Source organism: Sphingobacterium sp. 18053, from assembly GCF_902706145.1.
Classification (GTDB): Bacteria; Bacteroidota; Bacteroidia; order Sphingobacteriales; family Sphingobacteriaceae; genus Sphingobacterium; species Sphingobacterium paramultivorum.
In genome coordinates, this window is the sequence record NZ_CACSJW010000013.1 from 1 (window position 1) to 20,700 (window position 20,700).

Annotated in this window: 14 protein-coding genes; 8 read left to right on the top strand and 6 right to left on the bottom strand. The window is 33.6% G+C overall.

The window, feature by feature from the left end; genetic code table 11:
• Positions 1-143 (top strand): transposase (locus GVK91_RS27820; RefSeq protein ID WP_159732609.1); only part of this gene is annotated, 143 nt, incomplete at its 5' end.
• Between the two features lie 123 nt (positions 144-266).
• Here the strand turns inward: GVK91_RS27820 and GVK91_RS25370 are convergent.
• From GVK91_RS25370 to GVK91_RS25395, 6 genes are read right to left on the bottom strand one after another with little or no spacing between them, the layout of a single operon-like run.
• Positions 267-1,748: a TolC family protein gene (locus GVK91_RS25370; protein WP_159731971.1), complete on the bottom strand. Its 1,482-nt coding sequence runs from the start codon at positions 1,746-1,748 to the stop codon at positions 267-269.
• Positions 1,705-4,743 (bottom strand): efflux RND transporter permease subunit, encoded by a 3,039-nt coding sequence (locus tag GVK91_RS25375; RefSeq protein ID WP_159731974.1) that lies wholly within the window; start codon positions 4,741-4,743, stop codon positions 1,705-1,707. The genes GVK91_RS25370 and GVK91_RS25375 overlap by 44 nt, the downstream gene beginning before the upstream one ends.
• Entirely contained in the window at positions 4,736-7,903 is a 3,168-nt protein-coding gene (locus GVK91_RS25380; RefSeq protein ID WP_159731977.1) for an efflux RND transporter permease subunit, read from the bottom strand. Before GVK91_RS25380 ends, GVK91_RS25375 begins: the two co-directional genes overlap by 8 nt.
• A 3-nt stretch (positions 7,904-7,906) precedes the next feature.
• Positions 7,907-8,992 (bottom strand): efflux RND transporter periplasmic adaptor subunit, encoded by a 1,086-nt coding sequence (locus GVK91_RS25385; RefSeq protein WP_159731979.1) that lies wholly within the window; start codon positions 8,990-8,992, stop codon positions 7,907-7,909.
• Positions 8,989-10,809, bottom strand: a complete 1,821-nt coding sequence (locus tag GVK91_RS25390; RefSeq protein WP_159731981.1) for an O-antigen ligase family protein — start codon at positions 10,807-10,809, stop codon at positions 8,989-8,991. The genes GVK91_RS25385 and GVK91_RS25390 overlap by 4 nt, the downstream gene beginning before the upstream one ends.
• Positions 10,810-10,823: 14 nt before the next feature.
• Positions 10,824-11,156 carry a LytTR family DNA-binding domain-containing protein gene (locus GVK91_RS25395; protein WP_159731983.1) on the bottom strand — a complete coding sequence of 111 codons (333 nt, stop codon included), beginning with the start codon at positions 11,154-11,156 and terminating at the stop codon, positions 10,824-10,826.
• Between the two features lie 553 nt (positions 11,157-11,709).
• Between GVK91_RS25395 and GVK91_RS25400 the strand changes: the two genes are divergently transcribed.
• The 7 genes from GVK91_RS25400 (at position 11,710) to GVK91_RS25430 (ending at position 20,593) form a co-directional block, all read left to right on the top strand.
• Positions 11,710-11,994 (top strand): hypothetical protein, encoded by a 285-nt coding sequence (locus tag GVK91_RS25400; RefSeq protein ID WP_159731985.1) that lies wholly within the window; start codon positions 11,710-11,712, stop codon positions 11,992-11,994.
• A gap of 290 nt (positions 11,995-12,284) precedes the next feature.
• Positions 12,285-13,391: a 6-bladed beta-propeller gene (locus GVK91_RS25405; RefSeq protein WP_159731987.1), complete on the top strand. Its 1,107-nt coding sequence runs from the start codon at positions 12,285-12,287 to the stop codon at positions 13,389-13,391.
• Positions 13,392-13,458: 67 nt separating this feature from the next.
• A complete protein-coding gene (locus GVK91_RS25410; RefSeq protein ID WP_159731989.1) occupies positions 13,459-14,718 on the top strand; it encodes a TlpA disulfide reductase family protein in 1,260 nt (419 codons plus the stop codon).
• Between the two features lie 20 nt (positions 14,719-14,738).
• Positions 14,739-15,110: a DUF1573 domain-containing protein gene (locus tag GVK91_RS27825; RefSeq protein WP_159731991.1), complete on the top strand. Its 372-nt coding sequence runs from the start codon at positions 14,739-14,741 to the stop codon at positions 15,108-15,110.
• Positions 15,111-15,455: 345 nt separating this feature from the next.
• Positions 15,456-17,351, top strand: coding sequence for a sugar-binding protein (locus tag GVK91_RS25420; RefSeq protein ID WP_235032995.1), 1,896 nt, complete (start codon positions 15,456-15,458; stop codon positions 17,349-17,351).
• Positions 17,320-19,383, top strand: a complete 2,064-nt coding sequence (locus GVK91_RS25425; protein WP_159731996.1) for a discoidin domain-containing protein — start codon at positions 17,320-17,322, stop codon at positions 19,381-19,383. Before GVK91_RS25420 ends, GVK91_RS25425 begins: the two co-directional genes overlap by 32 nt.
• Complete coding sequence (locus tag GVK91_RS25430; protein WP_159732000.1) at positions 19,355-20,593, top strand: DUF5000 domain-containing lipoprotein; 1,239 nt, start codon at positions 19,355-19,357, stop codon at positions 20,591-20,593. The genes GVK91_RS25425 and GVK91_RS25430 overlap by 29 nt, the downstream gene beginning before the upstream one ends.
• Positions 20,594-20,700 lie beyond the last annotated feature (107 nt).

The window sequence follows — 20,700 nt, forward strand, 5'->3', positions numbered from 1 at the left end:
CAGTTAATAATGCTGTCATAACATCCATAAGCAATGGTCAAGTTGAAGGCCAGGTAAACCGAATAAAAAACATCAAAAGGAAAATGTATGGGAAGGCAGGCTTTGAGTTATTAAGAAAAATGGTTCTTGCTAAATCAGCCTAATTCACCAAAATTGATGAAGAACCACTTTATTCCGAAATCAGGTGGTCAATATAAGCGAAACCTCCATCAATCAAAATTATATATAACCGTCAAAAAATCCAAAACCTTAATACATTTTGCCTTTTAGAGCTTTCTACCTTTTTCAAAATCATAGAATGTCAGCCTCCGCAAAGTGTAATAAAGATTCCAGTATTGACCAATTGCATCGATATAGGCGCTTGAAGCATAGTCTTTTTGCTGTTGCGAAACATTGAGATCATTTATAGTTATCGTTCCCCTTAAAAATCGATTCTTTTCCAACTCGTAATTTTTGATTGCGATGTCTTGAGATTCACGAACAACAAGCATCTTTTTTTTCTGTAACTGCCATTGTGCCACATATAAACTTATCTCCTGCTCTACCATCAGTTCTTTTTGCTCAATTTCACTTTTTACCATTTCAAGGTTTGCTTCTGCTCGTTTTTTTTGTGTCTTTGCATAGCCCCAGTCCAATATTGGAAGAGAAAAACCTATAGAAATCTGTTGCTGGTTTTCCACGCCACTTAATATATCTCTTAATGATGTTGCTGTATTTGTAATTCCAAAATTAGCATTGATATTAAATTTCAAACCATTCTGAGCTTTAGATTCTGCGACCTGTTGTTCTGCTTGTAAACGTTGCAACCTAAAGTCGATAACATTCTGACTATTTGATCTTGCAAGATCCATAGCTTCCTTGAATGGTATTTCAAAAAATGAAATATCTTCATGCATCAATACCTCACGATCATCATCATCCGTCAATCTAAGATATCTATTAAACTGCTTCTTGGATAATAGATAATCAATGCTATCTTGATCTAATTGTTTTTGAGCGTTTAGACTATTTAATTTCAATTGTAAAAGATCACTCTGATCTATGTTTCCCAAACGAAATCGTTCTTTAGTAATACGATATAGGGTATCTACATTAGCAAGATTCTGCTTGGACCTTTCATATTTTGATTTTGCTGATAGTACGCCAAAAAAATACAAAACTGTTTGACTTGCTATCCGCTCCATATCTGAAACAAATTGACGATTGGCACTTTCATATTGCAAAGGTTCTATTTGCTTCTGCCATTTGAAACTGTTGTAACCTAGAATGTCCTGATTATACGAAATAGAAAATGGTGTAGAAGAATATCTAGTCTGTTTCTGCGTTCCAAACACATCGATCCTATTTAAAAATGAACTCATAGAAAAAGTTCCTCCTGTAAAAGCTACCTGTTGTCTTACCCCAAGATTAACTGAGCTATATGCCTGATTTTGACTCACAAATGTATCTTCTCCATTAGGCAAGGTAATTTTGTTTATTGCCCTAGTATAATTCGGAATATTTCCATTTATATATATGCTAGGTAAAAAAGAAGCTTTAAAGTTCTCAAACCGCCACACACTTCCCTGAAGCCTATTTTTTGCAATCTTATATTCAAACGAATTTTCCTTAGCCATTTGGATTGCTTCTTGGAGTGTAATAGTTGTTGTCTGTGCTCCCCCTTTACCAAAAAGGAAAGCGTAGATAAAGAGCAATAAAATTACCTTACGCATTATTTTTTGACGTTTTATAAATAAACCAGTAGACAATAGGCACTAAGAATAAGCTAACAAATAGACCGACAACCATTCCACCTATAAGTGCTAATGCCAGTGGTTTCTGCAATTCAGAACCTAAATCATACATGAATAATGTTGGTGCTAATGCCCCGATACTTGTTAAAGAGATCATTATTATCGAGCGTATTCTACGGTGGCCCCCTTCAAAAATTGCTTCTAATAAGGGGACTCCCTTATTTCTCAATTGGTTAATTGCATCTACTTTCAGTATCGAATCATTAATGATCAACCCACTCATAACCACAATACCAATCATGGACATTAGATTTATACTACTTCCACCTACATATAGAAATATAAATGAACCAAATATGGCAATCGGAAGCTCTAATAAGATAAATAGTGGCTGTAATAACGATTCAAATTGCGCCGCCAAAATAAAATACAAAAGCAGGATTGAAACCAGTAAAACCATTGACATTTCTTTAATAAGAATCCTGTTTTCAAAAAAACTTCCTGAAAGGCCTAATTCAATTCCCATTTTTTTCCCCTGAGCAATAGTTTCTTCAAGTTTATCAAGATCCTTCTCTGCATTATCCGTAGTGATATCTATAGGATAATATTCACCTGTATTACGTGCAGTTATATATTTATAGGACGTCTCATAATTATAGGATACCAATGTAGAAAATGGGATTCTTTCCTTAGATGAATTGATGATAAATCGCTCGTTAAGCAAATTAAATAACGAATGAGGTTGCTGTTCCCGTAAAACTAATGGAATTACAGAATTAGCCCCCTGATAATCGGATATTTTCTTATTTTTTAAAATCCGTTCCAGGGCTTCTGAAATTTGCCTGTTACTTAAACCATATCGAATAGCCATATTCTGATTGATCCTCAAATTTATCTTATTGAAAAGTGGTATTTCACTGATATTGACCTCAGGCAAAGTGTCTCTTATTTTTCGAATAACTGCATTTACATCTTTGATTTCCGGCATTTTACGATTTAAACTATTACTCACCATTATAGTAAATGGCGCTTTATCTTCGGAAAAAACCTCATCAAACGCGTTTTTTGCAGGCTGGAAACGTGTCGAAGCTGAAGGATAGGTGGTTTTCATAAAAGACAGTATTTTTTTTTGAACCTCATCTACACTATATCCCTTATTTATCCTGCAGTAAATTAGGTTTTGTGTATAACTCAGATTATTTATAATTGGTAGCACATACTGCTGAGGCCCGGACCAAGAGTTAAAAGAGTAAGCTTCTTTACTTATAAATTTACTCATAACAATTATACGGTCCCGAATTTCCTCCATCTCCAGATATTCATTCCAGTCGATGGAAATCTCAAAATCATTGCGGGTAAGATTTGGCAAACGTCTCTTCTCTAACGATTTAAAGGCAAATAAACCTGCCAAAACTAGGGAAAACATAAAAAAGAGCAGTAGCATAGGCCATTTAAAGCACCATTTCAAAATCCGATCATAGAGTAATGTCACGTTTACGAATGATTTAATCTCAAAACTTCTTTTTTGAATTTTGTCGGAATGCACGAGGGCATACAACGAGGGCAGTAGAAAAATAGAAACTGCCAACGAAGAAAGCACGCCTATTACAATTGAAATAGCTTGATCAAAGAAAATAGAACCTGCCAAACCACTCATAAAAATTAACGGGACAAATACTGCACAGTTTGTAAGTACCGATGTTAAAAGGGGCCTGACAATTTCCTTTGTCCCTAGTACTGCCGATTCTCCTACTGTACATCCTTTCTTTTTGTAATCTGATATAGTATCTATAACAACTATCGAATTGTCAATTATCATACTCAATCCTAAAATCAATCCCCCCAAAGAGATAATGTTAAGCGAAATACCAAACATATAAAAACCAAGTTGACTAATAATAAGAGAAAGGGGAATCGTAAACCCAATGAGCATAGCTGTTCGCAGCTTACGGATAAATATTAACATTAAAGAGAAGGCCAGAACACCTCCCAAAATAAGATCCTGCTGAAGATTGCTCACTGCAAATTTTAATAATTCAGTTTGATCTTGAGTCAATTCAAATACGATATCAGGATAGTCCTTGCGCATGAGCTCTAACAATTCCTCAAAACGATATTGTAAATCATCCATTTTCGCCGAAGACTGTTTAATAATAGCAAAATTTACTGCCTGCTGCCCCCTACTTTGATAAAAACCATCACTATTTACCGACATCAGATTAATATCAGCGATCTCACCCAAAGTCAATAGCCTTCCATTAATATTAAAAGGAATTTTGCCCAGAGCTTCCAAAGTCAGAAGTTGTCCCGAAAAACGTAAATAATAACGATAATGACCGTCTTTAACAAGAATGCTTCCTAAACTTAGCGTATTATCCCTAAAAGCTGTTAAAAGTGCTTCCTCATTAATATCCATCGTCTCCAAATAACCTTTCTTCGGAATCAACTCCACTTGAGACTGTATGTAACCTGTCATATCAACCATAGCTACTTCTGGAATCTGTTCTATTCTCCTGCGAATTATTTCTCTAGCAAAAGAACTTACATCTGCAATACTTGTACTCGTTGACATAGACGATCTAGGATAGACATTCAGTCGAAATACAGGAATATCTGAAATAGTAGATTTTATAACTTGAGGACGTCCTATTTCCTTTGGAAATTTGCTCATGACTAAATCTATCTTTTCATTTACCTCAATAAAAGCGAGACTGATATCGAGCCCATGTTCAAATTTTAGGCGAATTGTGCCTACTCCTTCAGACGAAATACTTTCAACATCCTTTAATCCCCTTAGTTGCAACAAATTATTCCGTATAGGCTGTGTGAGCTGATCTTCAACCTCTCTTGAAGAAAGATCTGGCCCATCTACTCTTATTACAATATTGGGAATATCAACATTTGGTAGTAGAGAAACAGGAAGCTTCAAGAATGCCGCACATCCCAGCATCAACATTGCAGTAAAACTCACCAATACAGCAATTGGCCTATCGATCAAAAATTTAATCATATTTATCAGATTTTCTTTTATTTGGAATCAAAAGGATAGGTAGTAAGACATATGCTCCAAGTATTGAAAACAACAAACCACCAATGGTTCCTGCTGATAGTGTAAACCAAAAACCTTTCTCTCCTCCAGATATCATGAAGGGTAATAAACTGAGGATAGCGGACGCAGTAGTTATCATGATAGGCATAGCTTTTAAGTTAAAAGCTCCAATAAAATGCTGTATATTGACGACGCGTTCCTCAGAAATAAAATTAAGATCATTCATAATATAGAGTGCAGAATTGGTGACAAGCCCACTTAACATCAATAAAGCCACATATCCTCCCTGATCAAATTGAAGTCCAAGTAGCTGATAGGTTAGAAAAACACCGATGTAAGAAAATGGGATCATAGCAATCACAGCTATTGGCTGTTTTAAGGATTCTAAAAGAACTGCGCAGATCATATAAATAATTAAAATTACCAAAGGGATAAACCATAGATAATTAAATGCAGATCCTTCTTTTCCAACTAATGCAGCATTCTCCATCTTATATCCATAAGGGAGCTGAGGTCTCATAGCACTAACTATCCTTTCACACATTCTATTATTCAACTCATATGTTCCGATAAATTGATAATTAACATACACTACGTATTCTTGATTCTCTCTAAATACTTTATTACCAATTCTTACTTTAGAGATATCAGATATTGTAGAGAATTTCACATAAGGTTTTTCAAAAAATTGAAATGGTCTATTTTTAACCGCCCAGATTTTAGGTACATCTCCTTCGTTCTGATGAACATCTACCTGTATCATTGATTTCCTATATTTGTCTTCATATGTCCCAACCTGTGTAGACCGTTCAGCAAGGTCGCTTAATGAATTCTCTAAATTCCATCTACCGATTCCATTTAAAGCCAGATATGTTGACTTGTTAAATCGTACAATATGTTCCATTGTAGTGTTCTGTCCCCATATCCGCTGTGAACTTATCATAACCTCCCGCACACGTTTATATTGATTCAGACTGTCCATTACCAACATGCCCAGATTCTGAAGCTGTTGGTAGTTATAGCCTCTTAAGGTAATTGCAGAATCAAACTGTTCTACATCCAATGCATTACTGAACCCCTTCCCCACTCCTGTTATTGAAAAATCTGCTGAACCAGACAACATGGCTTGTCGCTCAAGCATTTTTTTTAGCTGAATAGGTATATATATCTTAACTCCTTTTCTAAAAAGTATATTAATTGTAGCTGAAGTTGGATCAGAAATATCAACTGTAAAAACACTGAGATAAGTAGAATAGCGTTGAAGGAGATTTTCAAACTCTTTACATACCAAGTCCATCTGTTCCAGCTCAGCACCAAAGGGCATACTGGCCGTAACTATAAGCCTCGTCTGTTCATCCTGCCCCCTTTGACTTGCCTGTAATTGATGATGATCGCTTATATAAAAATATAATATTCCTCCAAAAGCCTTATTTATTGGTTCTTTCAAATTTTGGATATAAAAGTCGCTACCTATGCTTCCGTTATAAATTTTTTGCCAAAAATATTCCTCATTTTCAATTTTAGTAGGGAGAAGATAGATGGGAATTCCAAAACTCAGAATGAAGAGAATAATCAATACAATTTTATACCGGACAAAAAATGCAAGTTGTCTTGCATATAGGGAATTCAGCCTAACAAGTATACGTTTGCGCTTGTATAGATATTTTTTCTTTTTAATCTGAACAGGAAAAAGATCCAGCATAGCAGGAATAAAAAAATAAGCTATAGGTAATGATATAATTAGGTTAACAATAACTGCCAAAGCAAAATCTATTAATTGCATCTTCTGATTTTCCTCCAACAAAAATATAACCGACAATGCCCCTAAAGCCGTTAATGTAGAAGCCAATATTGCCGAGAATATTCGATTTTTCCCGGTATGCCTTATATCTTCAACTATGACAATTACATTATCTATCACTAAACCAAGCGATATAGTTATTCCTGCGAGGGAATAGAGATGAATATCTAGGCTAAATAGGTAATAAAAAATACTGGAAAGAAGAACGTTAGCGAGCAGGGAGATCAATATAATTACGACATAACGTGTCCTGCGGGTGATTACCATCACAAAAAGCAAAAGAATAAATACGGATAGGCCAGTCCTTGTGTAAATTTTATTGAGCTCATCTTTAATAAATTCAGTTTGATCAACCTGGAGTTTCAGTAAATAACCCTTCTTATTTAATTCCAACGTTTTAAGTTTTTGCTTAATATTTGCGGCAAGAAGTATGTTATTTGTATTTTCTTCAGGATAGAATAATAATGCAACTTGTTCATCGCCGTTTATTCGAAATTTGCTATTGGGTAACGTTTCGCTTCTCGAGACAGAAGCTAAATCGGCAACCTTTAGTATCCTTCCTTCCGTATTCTTTATCGGAAAGTTCAATAGCTCAGTATTACCTTTGATACTCCTATCTAAAAACACAACAAATTTGTGTCCATCACTTTTTAATTTTCCAAGCTCCCTAATAAGAAAGCCCTGCTGTAACTGATCCTGGAATTCAGCCAAACTAATACCAATAGAATGCATTTTTTCAAGGTCTGGAACAATTACTTCATGAATGGGTCTGTCACCCGTAACTTCCAACTTATGGATACCCTTTAACTCAGTAAATACGGGCCTTATTTCTTCGTCAACAAATCGTGCAATATCATTCACATCTTTTTTACCACTAAGTGTAAAATAAAGCATTGGCTGGTTTCGTTTATCTTCCTCAGGTTGATTAAGATATATTTGTGGATATGAAGTATTATCCGGTAATTTTGGATATAATTGTCTAATGAGTGCCGATACTTCAAACCTAAAGATATCGGGGTCAGTCCATTTATCAAGCTGTACTTTAATTTGGCATCGGCCGTTATCTGAAAATGAAGATATATTAGTTACACCTTTTAATCTAGATAATGCTGATTCTAGCGGGGTAGTAAGTTCTTGTTCAGTAATTTCCGTTGATGCTCCCCATAATGTAGTAGAAAGTGTCAATGACGCAAAGGTCTTACTAGGCAACAGTTTAACAGACAACTTTGGAATAAAAAGAGCTCCAATACAAAAAAATAGTACAAAAATGATGATTATACTGAAGGCGGAGAATTTAGCAGGATCTTTTTGAGTTACCATATTCTACTTGTCTGACCTTTTCACTTTTCTGTCGTGGGCTAAATTAAAATTCCCTTTAAAAATCACATCTGTACCTGGTAGCAAGCCCGATTTGATGACATAGTGGGTGCTATTCTCACCTCCAATCTCGACATAATTCCATTGTGCAATACTATCGTCTTTAAGCGTGAAAACAACTTTTCTATTTTGCCTATCAAGAACCGATTCCTTTGGAACTATAAGTTTCCTAGCATGCGGTCGCACTATTTTAACATTGACTCCCATTCCATCTAACAACAGGCCATCATTCGGAAGGACAGCTTTTACGGTTATCATTCCAGCGTTATCAACTAATGGATTGATACTTTTAATTTTCCCGAGGTACTTTTTTTCAGGTAAACTAAAAGGGGAAATATGTACGGTACTGCTATTTTCAACAAAATATAGTTCTTGTTCCAATACCTTAAATTCTACCGTCAACGCATTGTTGTCAATTACTGTACATACATAATCAAAAGCTCCAGAACTATTAAATGATTTTGCTTTCATATTTGCAACTTTTCCATTTATTGGAGAACGCAATTTCATATTTTCGAGCTGTTGCCTTATTTTGAAAAATGTAATTTCTGCCAAGGAAAGACCGCTCCTTAGCTTTGCAATACTTTTTACTTCTGCATCAATATTCGCGGTGTCTTTAAGTTTGTATCCTAATCTTAGTAGCTGATCCTCATAATCCAAAAGAGCTTTCTTAGCATCAAGTTCATTTTGTTTTAATAGATTGCGAACCTCCGAATCCTCTAGCTCGGCAATTATTTGACCTGCTTTTACAGTTTGCCCCTCAGAAACAAGAATTGATTTTATAATTCCCGGGGTAATAAACCGTAAATCAGCGTGGTTATTGGCAACAATCTTACCATTGGACAATAACTCTTCCTGAAAATCTTCATATTGAACTTTCATCGTTTCAACTTCCGGTGCTTGGCCATCTAATGAAATGGTTACTTTTTCCTCTTCCATTGATTTATCGTCCTGCGATGAGCACGAAAATAAGATATTGGCTGTCCAAACTAAGGTAAGTAACCCCATTTTGGAACTTGAATAAAATTTCATAAAATTGGATTTGTTAGGGTATTTGATTTTCTCAATAAAAACCTTATCTCTTTAATCATCAATTCCGTGCTAGTATTTGGTACTTTAGGAACCATTGAAACTATAGCCTTGGCTGTAGTTTCAAATTCAGAAAGCTTTCCTAGTTTATAAAACAGCTTAGCTTTTAAATATTTTGGTTTAACAAAACTTGGAAGGGCTTCCGCAATAAGTCCATAGGTAGCAAAAGCCTCTTTATAGCAATTTAACTTTTCATAGCTCAGACCAAGACTATAATAATAATCCCTATTGAACTGACAGACAGTAGCATGCTTAAAGTAATATATTGATTTAGAATATTCCTTTTTGTGATGAAAATACGTACCTATCTCGCTAAAAAGTTGTCCTTCACCATCCATGTAATACAAATAAGGTATTAATACAGTAATTTCCCCATTATCTTTTGTTACAACATTCCACAAGTAATAGCCCTTAACATTTTTAAAGGTGAAAAACAAAAGAGTACACAGGGCTAGTCCAGCTGAACTGACAAAAAGTATAGGTACCGATTTTCCTTGAATTTGTCTATAATTGTCGGGACAGATTAAATTAATTAGAGCAATGATAGTCCAAAACCAGAAAGCCACAGGAACCATTTGTAAAGGATAAGATGTCATTCCACTGGAAATAATAGCAAACAAAACACCTATCAGACTGCTTCCCAAAATAAAACGTTCATCAAGATATCCTTTATGTTTAATGAATTTTATAAGTCGGAATAATGAAAACGAGATAATAGAAATAAAAATCAAAATTCCGAAAATCCCGATCTCACTAAATAGTTGCATCAAATCATTAAATGCATATTCTGTCTGTCCGGCCAAAAGTCCATAATTGGACTTTACATCAGCAAGCTGTAGTTGTCCTCCTTGGTATGCTGGATAATATCTTGCAAAATTTCCTATCCCAATCCCAGACCATAGATTACTGCAGATCATCGCTGAGGTAGATTTCCAAATAAGAACACGACCTTTAGCAGATTCGGGGCGAACCTGATACAATCCGTAACCTCCAAAACAAAGAATTCCAATTATAATAGCAAGTGTTATAATCGCTCTTTTTCTTATATGTTCTAACCAATGTTTGCCATAATACCAAACGAAAAGAAACAGGATCGATATAATACCCACAAATAACCCTATCCATGCAGACCTAGACTTTAGTTCTATTAGTATTAAGCTACAGCCTAAAACTACGGTTAAAAGCAGAATTACACTTTTTAAGTGCCGTCTTTTTATTTTGACAAAAATAATTGGTATAACGAATAACAATAAAGTAGTAAAATAAATAGCAAACGGCCCTGGGTTGAAAAACATTCCAGATATCCTACTGAGGTGATGGTATGGGTATATAATACCTACGTATTGAAGTAAACCTATAATAATCTGCAACATCAGGACAATAAACACCAATGTATAAAACCTTCTCATCAGCAAAAGCCAATGTAAGCCCCTTCCGATATAATTAATTGAAAAGAAAATTATATAGCATAATAGGATAAAAATCAAGCTATTAAGTTTAACATCCATAAAAAAATACTGACAGCATGGTATGAAAACTAAAAGGCAAAATACCATAAAATTTAGCGGATTTATTTTAATTGAATGACATCGATAAAACATGGATAAAATCACAATTGCAGACAATGCCAAAACAGCTGCGAGGTAAGCTGCTAATAGTTTTAAGGAAAATAAACCATTAGGAAACTCCCGACTTGCAATAAAACCCAAAGCAAATACAGACAAGACGATCATGGATACGAAAAAAAGACGCATTTTCATTAACGGGTACGGCATTAATTTAAATCTATGCTAATAAAAATTTTCTCGATTTCCCGTACTGAAACGGTAAATGGAATTAAATTTGAATTTTCTAATTCTAACTCTTTTTTGCCATGATTTATTGATCTTACGGCCAATAAATTGACTAAGTAAGATTGACTTACACGAAAAATCGATGTCCAACACTGCATTCGCTCTTGCAGTTTGAGTAAATTGATACTAGTGACTATTTCTTTGTCCCCCACCAAATAAATAATTGAGTATGCCCCTGCCGCCTTGCAATAAAGTACATCTTCAAGGCCTACGAAAAAGGTCTTTTCTTTTGTTCGGATAAGTATTCTGCTCATAATTTTCATGCATTCCACCGAGGGAACTATAAAGTCCATGGTTATATTATTGGTTACTATTGGTTATTTGGTTCATATCAAGAATAACTAAAAACTGTTAATTACCCTTTTGTTGAATTACTGTTGGAAACAATATCAATTTTAGATATATCCAATCACTCAAATATAGTATAGAATAGTATAGATTCAAAATTAATTTTAAAAAAAACGAAAATTCAACAATAACTGTGTTAATATGAGAGCATTCAAAATAGATTCCTTCTTCAATAAAGTAAACATGAAAGACTAAAGCGAATTTGGATCTATTTCATTCACCTTCCATATTGAAAAATAATTCATCACATCGTCTTTCTTAATGCAAATTAGGATCTAAAAAAATGCTTCTTACATTGAATAGTACCACTGTTATAAAATTCTAACAGCTGATTATTAAAAATGAAGCCCATTTGGTTATCGCACCATTTGATTTCATGTTGATTAAAAGTAAATTTGATTTAAATATGTTTCCTTAAAACTTATTTTATAAATGCAACTTAATTTAAACCATTAAAAAATGAAAAAAATCATTCTATTACTCTTAGGTAGTTTTTATCTAGCATTTCCGTCAGGAAATCTTCAAGCCCAAGAAGATTCCTCTGGAATAAAAGTGAGTTACAAAAGTGTCCAGGATATTACTGCTTCAGAAGTAGTTCCTCTTTCCGACAGTGAAACCATTTGTGCCGTTCTAAAAATAACAGCAAAACAAACAACATGCTCTGGTAAAGGTTCGATAGATTGTTCACCTGGTGTTTCAATATTAAATACTGAACATATCGGCTACACCCTTTGTGCAAATTAAGTTTATGAAAAAAATAATTTATCTAATTTGTTGTGTTACGATAGTCGTATTACAACAACCAAAGGTGTTTGCAGACGAAGATACAAGCTGCCCCAAAGCATCAACAAAGGAGTCTTATGAGGACACAGTCGAAGAAAATGTCCAATTACAAAACGGTAGTTGTCTAAGAACAAAATACAAAGAAAAGGGAATTGCTTGTTACGGTAAAGGCTTTATTGAATGTTGTCCCGGAGTCACAGAATCTACGGTTTTGAGTAGCGAAGTAGTTAAATGCCCCTAATTAATTCTGAATGTTAAAAAAAGAAAAATTATCCTTGCTGCTAATATTATTTTTTTTTTCTTGTGTCAAACCGAAAAAAGACTATAAAGCATTATTTGATTTGACAAAAGCAGAAAAGATATCCTATACAGGGCTCGAAAATTATCTGGTTGATAGTAGTACATTTTATCAACCAGATATAATATACTTAGAGACAACAGAAAGTTCATTGATCAACTTAGTTGATAAGCTACAAGTCGATAGTAATGATCTGTATATATTAGATAAAAAAGCAGCTAAAATTCTTCATTTTGATATCAAAGGGAAGTATATCAATCAACTCCATTCAATTGGGAAAGGACCTACAGAATATGGAGGTATCGTTGATTTTCTCATCGATAAAGTGGAAAAGGAAATTTTCGTTCTTTGTGATATCCCCTATTCCATCTATGTATATGATTTTGATCTAAAGTTCAAAAGAGCTATCAAAACAGATGATCTCTATCTTGAAATGGTATTAGCAAACGACGAAATAATTTGTAGAAAAGCCCCTTTGCATAATAATGAATTGAAAGATTCGTTTGTTGATGTCCTTGACCGAAAAACAGGAAAGATTAAAGAAAGTTTGTTACCAATTGTATCTGATGGAGATATTGAATATAAAGATATCATTTATAATAAAGGAACGTTGCTGTATACAGACTACACTGGAAGGCCTTTGATTTCAATACCTGATAGAAATTTTGTTTATGGACTGAACGGCGACTATAAAGAAAAAGTAAAATATACTCTTAAAGAATTACAGAAGGAAAATAGAAAAGGAATTTATAATTTTAAAGAAACGAAGAACTACATATTCTTTCAAAATAATAATTTATTATCGGTAATTGATAAAAAAAAGAAAACACTTACAGGTTTTGAATATGGTATATTTAACGTTAAAACAACAAATGCAACAATAAATAGATTAGTTCCCTCAAATCTTCAAGAAGGAATTGTACAAGTTTCCTATCCTGAAAATATTAAAAAATTACAAGAATCAATTAAAGATCCTAAACAGAATAAAATGTTCATGAAGTTCGCTGAACATATTGATGTAGAACAAAATCCAATATTATTCCTATATGTCTCTAAATAAAATAGCCCCATATCTAGTTATCCTCATCTTTTCGATAACTCTTCAAAAGGTTGCCCAGTGTCAAACCTTGAAAAATAGCGAAATAGAACTTTCATTAGTGGAAGGTTTAGGACCAAGAGGAGTTACAAATATGGTAATATCGAGTGTGGACAAGGAGGATCAGACAACTCAAAAACTGTTGAAGAACTATAACACACAAAATATTCAGGGACTAGAAGACAAACAGGAATTTGCTTACATACTCAATAGATTTCAATTCTATTATCAAGCGTTTAAGAATGGTGATATCTCTAAAGAGGATTTTTATGATCAAGCTAATAAATATCAATGGAACCTGGAAGATTCAATCTATCTATCCAAAACTCCTCTCAAAAATGTCATTCGGATCCTAGTCGGAAAAAGACCGGAAGATAATGAAAATTATCTCTGTATAGTTGATGCTAATCAAAATGGCACTTATGAAGATGATGTAATTCGGTACATTCCAAAAATAAAATCTGTATTAGGGGAAAATATACAACCTATTGCTGTTGAAGTGGATTTTTACATAAATGGTTCTGCCCGTCGAAGCACAATAAAAACCATGCTGTCTTTTGGATATCAGGGCAATCTTGGTATTTCATTTTATTCTTTTTATCTAAGTAGAATAAGGTACAAAGGGCAACGGTTCATCATATGCTCCGATTTTTTAGATAGACAATCCGTCTATATTTTGCCAGACATGCCATATTTCACGCAGATTCCAAGATCTCGTCGCATTTTCGGCATAGGTAAAGTAGTCCTTTTACAGGATACACTAAATGTAGTATATAGTAAATATAAAAATACCATAAATTTAACTGATGTACATGGTGATCCTGTGAAAATAGAAATTGAAAACACCATATCTGCTAATGATCATAATATTGTTAACATTAATATTCCATATTTAGATATACAAGGCAAAAATTTTTTAAACGATGAAATCGTATCCCTAGATAAATACAAAAATAAATGGCGTCTACTATATTTTTGGAGCGACAATTGTGGTCCATGCATTCAAAGCCTCCCTACGCTAAATAAAATCAGAAAAAATTATTTAAAACAACTCGAAATCATTGGTATTGTAGATATCTTCTGGAAGAAAGAAAACTTCGTTAAAATACTAAAAGATAATAAGGTAACATGGCCTAATATTGAATCTCCAAAAGACAGCAAAATACGTGAATTCTATGCTGTACAGGCCTATCCAACAATCTACCTAATAAGTCCTGATGGAGAAATTGTAAAGAACTACCTGACTACTGGGGAATTAGAAGACGTATTAAAAAACTACCTAACGAATTAACTTACGTACTTTATTTCATAATGAAAATAAAATTCATTTTTATAATTTACTTTGTAAACCTTTTTTCAGGCTGTAGTAAACCCCAAGATATTCTTAAAAGTTCAATTCGACAGATTGATTTTGGTAATATAAAAAAAAGTGGTTCATATAAGGTTATCTTCTATTTAAAGAACAATGGTGTTAACCAAATTCAAATAAAGAGTATTAACTCTAGCTGTGGATGCGTAATAGCTATTCCTGAAGAAGATTTCATAAAACCTCATGATTCAATCAAGGTACATTTAGCGTACGAACCAAGAAAGTCAGGATTGGATAAACAAATATTGACGATCACAGATATTAAAGAAAAATACAAGATAAATATCCCTGTATCCGCTAATGTAATACCGTAATTTCTTCCGATTAATAAAATTAAGATGCGACAGACATATTTACTTACAGTCTTATTCTAATATTAAATCTTAACTGAGAGTCAAAACACCTAAACGTACTTTACTAATTATAGAATATTAATAATGATATTTAGCCTGGTTTATGGGATATTCCTTTAGTTAATCTTCACATAACCAAATTGTCAGAAAAATTTCAATTATTAGCTTCCTACACTTACTTCAATGAAATCCATAACAGTAAACATATTGCTTATACTAATTTTTTTATCAGGCGCAAATTTACAATCCTGTCGAACGGACCAACATAAAAAATTAGATGATTTAAAATTATCAATAAACAAAACCATGAAATTGTATGATATCAGTAAGTACAGTGTCATTATCAGATCAGACGACTATGAAGTAACAGAAAATATACAGGGAATGTCTTTGGATGCGGAACTATTCCAAAAGGTCAACGCTTGCTTAGGCAATCCAATTAAATTAGATTCTCTGCTTGAAAAACAAAAAACACACATTCAAAATATAGAAAACTTAAATTTTATTTTTAACAATCAAACCTTCCAGATTGACAATATAATCAGGATAAAAAATGATATTCCCAAATTGTCCAACCTTGATAATGAGACAAAGATCCAATTGACCAATTCATTGCTAAATGATCTTGATAACAACAAAAGTAAAACAACAATAACAACAACAAAAAGTGACTTAAAAAAAGAATATTCATCGTACGATCTATTTGCTCAGCTTAAGCAGCTCGACAAACGATTTCATTCTTTAAAACCGGAAATTCAAGTTAACAATAGAATCCCAAAACTGTTTCCAACTTGGTATGTTGAAAATACCGCCATGTTTTTTGGTTATGAGGTTCTTCAATTAGGCAATATTGCACTATTATGGAATACCTTTAAAGATCAATATACAGAAATACTTGTCATCAAAAACATTGAACATAATCTACAGATTTGCATTATGTATCCCAGAGGATCATTACCAGGGACAGATAGATTTAATCGTAAAGACTTATTACAGTGCCCTTTAGGGACTATTGTAAGCGAATATATCGTCAACAATTCCGATGAAGTCACCATGAGTGCCGCAAAACAATTACTTCAACATAAAAAAGATGCTGCGGAAATCGAACGATTAGAAAGCAAGGGAAATAATATTCATAGTCAAAATTTATCAAAAAGTCTCTCATCCACAACAAAAGGAACATTTTACTCAAAATATTACAGACAACCCTCTCTTGCTACGACAGGACTAATAAGTAACTATTCAAATGTTAAATCACCTTTTGAATTAAAGGACGATACTCATATAAAAATTTTCGCTGCAGGACAATCATCGGCAAAACGTGATTATCTGGAATATACTTATACATACGATAACATTCAGCTCTTTATAAATAAAGAAACATACCCTTCAAAAATTAAACCTGACGATACGAAGACTTTTCAATTTAATTTTGGACTGAATTACCCTGAAAATCAATTGCTCGATAATGCAAATCATAATAACAAGAATATTGAGCATGCCTTTAGAAAATATAGTGATCATGAATATCTTTTAGAAGTAAAAATACCCTGGTCAGAAATTGGTGTCCCAGTTCTGGAAACCAAAAGACCGTTTTCACTAAATATTCTTTCTGGGGACAGTGATCTTAAGGAAAATGAAAGAAATAGTATTCTTTCATTAGCTACGGACAACACATCTCACTGGCTCAACGTAAGTCAGTTTAAACAAATAAAACTCTTTGCTAACGATATGACTTTAAGCCGAAAAGGTATAGTGGCAAACAGCTTTTCAAATCGGCCAATTATAGATGGAATAAACGATCCTATGTGGAATGCGTGCACCAACAACCAGCTGGTAAAACTTTATCAAGGAAAGGCATCCCCAATTGATCATAAAGTAAATTTCAAGGTGGGCTGGGATAACAATAATATTTATTTTCTATTTACAATCATGGATAATGCAATTAATTACCTTGGGTATATCACTAAAGATAAATGTTGGATAATCGACGAAGATAGCGGTGAATTAATATGGAAATTACCAGCATTTCCAACATCCAAAAATTTTCCTACGGTACAAGTCGAACAGGATTTGGTTCTAAAAGCAGGCAAGTATTCATTGAATTATACAGCTGATCGTACCCATTCTTATAACGGCTGGTATTCCGCGCCTCCGACTAATGATATTTATGGAGCAATTCTTTTCAAATATTCTGATTAATACTATGAAATGTAGATTTTTTACCACCTGTTACTTTATAGTTTTTATATCTTTTTACTCTTGTACTAATGAAAACGTCGGCTTTTCCCATACAGACAATGCCCAGCTTGAAAAAGTTATCTCATACTATAAAAAATCAGGAGATAGCCTAAAATTAAAGGCTGCAGAATTTCTAATAAACAACATGGAAGGGCATTATTCGGAAACAGGAGATGATGTGGTACTGAGAACAAAAATCTTTAGCTGTATAGACTCCATTCAGCTATTTAAAGGGGAACTGTCCAATAAAGAAAAAATTAAAATTGCCGATTCTGTATTCTCAACATTAAAACTTCAGGGAAAGACCGTTTCAAATATTCCTGATGAAGAAATTATTACTTCAGAATTTTTAATATCAAATATTCAACTGGCCTTTAAAGCATGGCAAACTACCCCTTGGGGCGAAAAAATTGGTTTTAATGATTTTTGTGAATATATTCTTCCCTACAGAGTGCGAAATGAGAGGTTAGAAGACTTTCGGGGCAAATTTTTTAATGACTATACTTTTGAGGGAATGAGAGCTTATGACCCTGATTCATTAAATCTGGTTTTTGATAGATTGAACTCAAATCTTGAAATTCCAACAAATTTTGACACATCACTATATCCTTATTTTCCATATACACAAAGTTTGAAAGACATTATTCAAGGAGGAGTTGGAGGATGTGAGACACTTTCGCTACTTGGGGTATCAGCGTTGCGTTCAGCTGGCCTTCCTGTTGCTTTAGATTTTCTACCTCATTGGGGAAGCAGTGCTGGACAGCATTATCTTACTTACATTAAAAGGAATAAAAATAATATCAAACGTATTACTAATGCAAATGTTCCTGTAAATACCTGGAGTATTGTTGATTTCTCATCAGAATACAGAAGTAATAGACATACATTTCTTGAAAACGAAATGCCTAGAGGACAATATGTCCAGTATGTCAAAACAATACCAAAGATTTTCCGACTTACTTATTCAAGTAATAAACAATTAAGTGAAATCAACAAGAGCTTTGACAAAGATCATATAGACCCAATTTTCAGAACAACCAAAATCAGAGACGTTACTTCAGAATATATAGAAGGAATAGACATGCAGATACAGTTAGACAAAAAATTTGATAAACGGTTGATCCATCTATGTGTTTTCGACATTGACGGATGGCATGCTGTAGACTATGCGATCGCTTCTGGAAACCATGCAAACTTCAAGAATATTGGAAAAAATATTATTTATCTGCCCACTGTATTCGAAGACGGTATACACATCCCAATAGAATCACCATTTCTCCTAACCAATGAAGGACAGCAGCAAAAATTGAAGTTAAATGGGACCAAATGGCACGAATTAAAAATGGAACGAAAGACTGCGCTATTTTCCTATACTGCCTATCACACTGAAGGTATGTTAGGAGCACGAATTGAGGGCGCTAATAATCAAGACTTTTCCGATGCTGAGTTGTTATACACAATCGACTTCTATCCTTTTTATATGAATGAAAGAACGATTAATAATTCAAAGAAGTTTAGATATGTTAGATATGTCGCACCAGCAAACAACCCTCTAGATAATGACAATATTGCTGAGCTTTCTTTCTTTGGAGGAGGCGCGGAAAATAAACTTTCCGGACAGTTGATTGGCACGCCTGGGAAACAAGGAAATGATATTTCCAAGGCTTTTGATAATAATATATTGACTTATTATGAGCCAAAATCCGGAAAAAACAGCTGGATTGGACTCGATTTGGGAAGTGGCAAAGAGACTACGATATCTAAAGTCGCATTTTGCCCAAGGAATGATGCTAATTGCGTTCTTCCAGGTGAAAAATACGAATTGCTTTATTGGGACGGTAAGTGGATATCCTTAGGACAACGAAAAGCGCAAACTTATTCAATTACTTTTAAAGATGTACCAAAAGGCACTATCTATTGGCTAAGGTGCATTACTAGCGGAAAGGAAGAACGAATATTTTTAATTGAAAACAATATTCAAAAATGGTATTAATCTTTATAAAACAACATTTGCTAAAAAACTTCATATGGTTAAACTTTTTTATATTTTAATACTTTCATTTTTAGCTGGAACCCTATTCTATTTTTTTTCGAACAAACCCGAATCTCCTATCGCATCTGCGGCTAGCAATGCATGCAGGATTGAGAATATAATGGTTGAAAATGGCAATGGAAACGTTCGAATTAAATTTCAATTATCAGATAGTACATTAATAGATTATGTTAAAGCTGAATATATGGCTAGCTCTGGAATATCTAGCTCCGTCAGGGCTTCCAGCTACATGAACGAGCTCGTTATCGAAGGAATAGATAGTACCTGTAACAATATAAAACTATATTCAGTTGACAAAGCTGGTGGTATTTCCAAACCTTTTTTGGTAAAAGTAAATCCTAAACCCGCCAATTATAAATTAGTGTTTGACGGATTAAAAGTAACACCTGTCTTTGGTGGTTTTCAAGTTCGGTCAATTAATAAACATTATGGAAAAATAACGGTTATTTCATTAATTGATACTTTAGGAACAAGTCAATTTGTTAAAAGACATTCCTATCAGACAGAAGATTCTATAGTTGAATTTCAGGTAAGAAATCTAAAACATGAAAAGATAAAAGCAGCTTTCTTTGTGCAGGACCAATTTGACAATAAATCCGACACGCTAATTATGGATATTTTCCCACTCATAGAGGAACAAATAGATCGAAGTTTATTCTCTACGCTTAACTTTTTAGAAGATGCAAAATGTTTATATGATACAAATATATCGATGATTTGGGATGGAAATAAAAACCCATATAAATGGCCATCATTCTACACAATGGAGAATACCAATACGCAGCAATTTATCAGCTTTTCGATAGGAAAAGAATTTAAATTGAGTAGAATCGTTATCTATCCCCGTCGAGAAAATGGCTTTTATGACAAAGGAAATCTTAAAGATTTTGAAGTATGGGGAACAAATAAACCTATACAAGATAAGACATGGGATAATTGGGAAAAACTTGCTACATTCCATGTCATCAAACCATCTGGTCTCTTAAATGACCAATTTACAAAGCGTGACGATGAGGCCGGTGAAAAAGGATGGTCTTTTAATCTTCCCCCTAATGAGAGAAAATATAAATACCTGAGAATTAAAAATCTATCAAACTGGCGAGGAAGTTACTTTATGCAGCTCGCACAAGTCGAAGTATGGGGCATTTAAATAAAGTGATGGTCGTAAATTATTGATTTAATCCGAAAGCCATATTATAATCTTGAATTCTTTACAATATTAATTTCAATAAAGAATATATAAAAATCGAATTACCA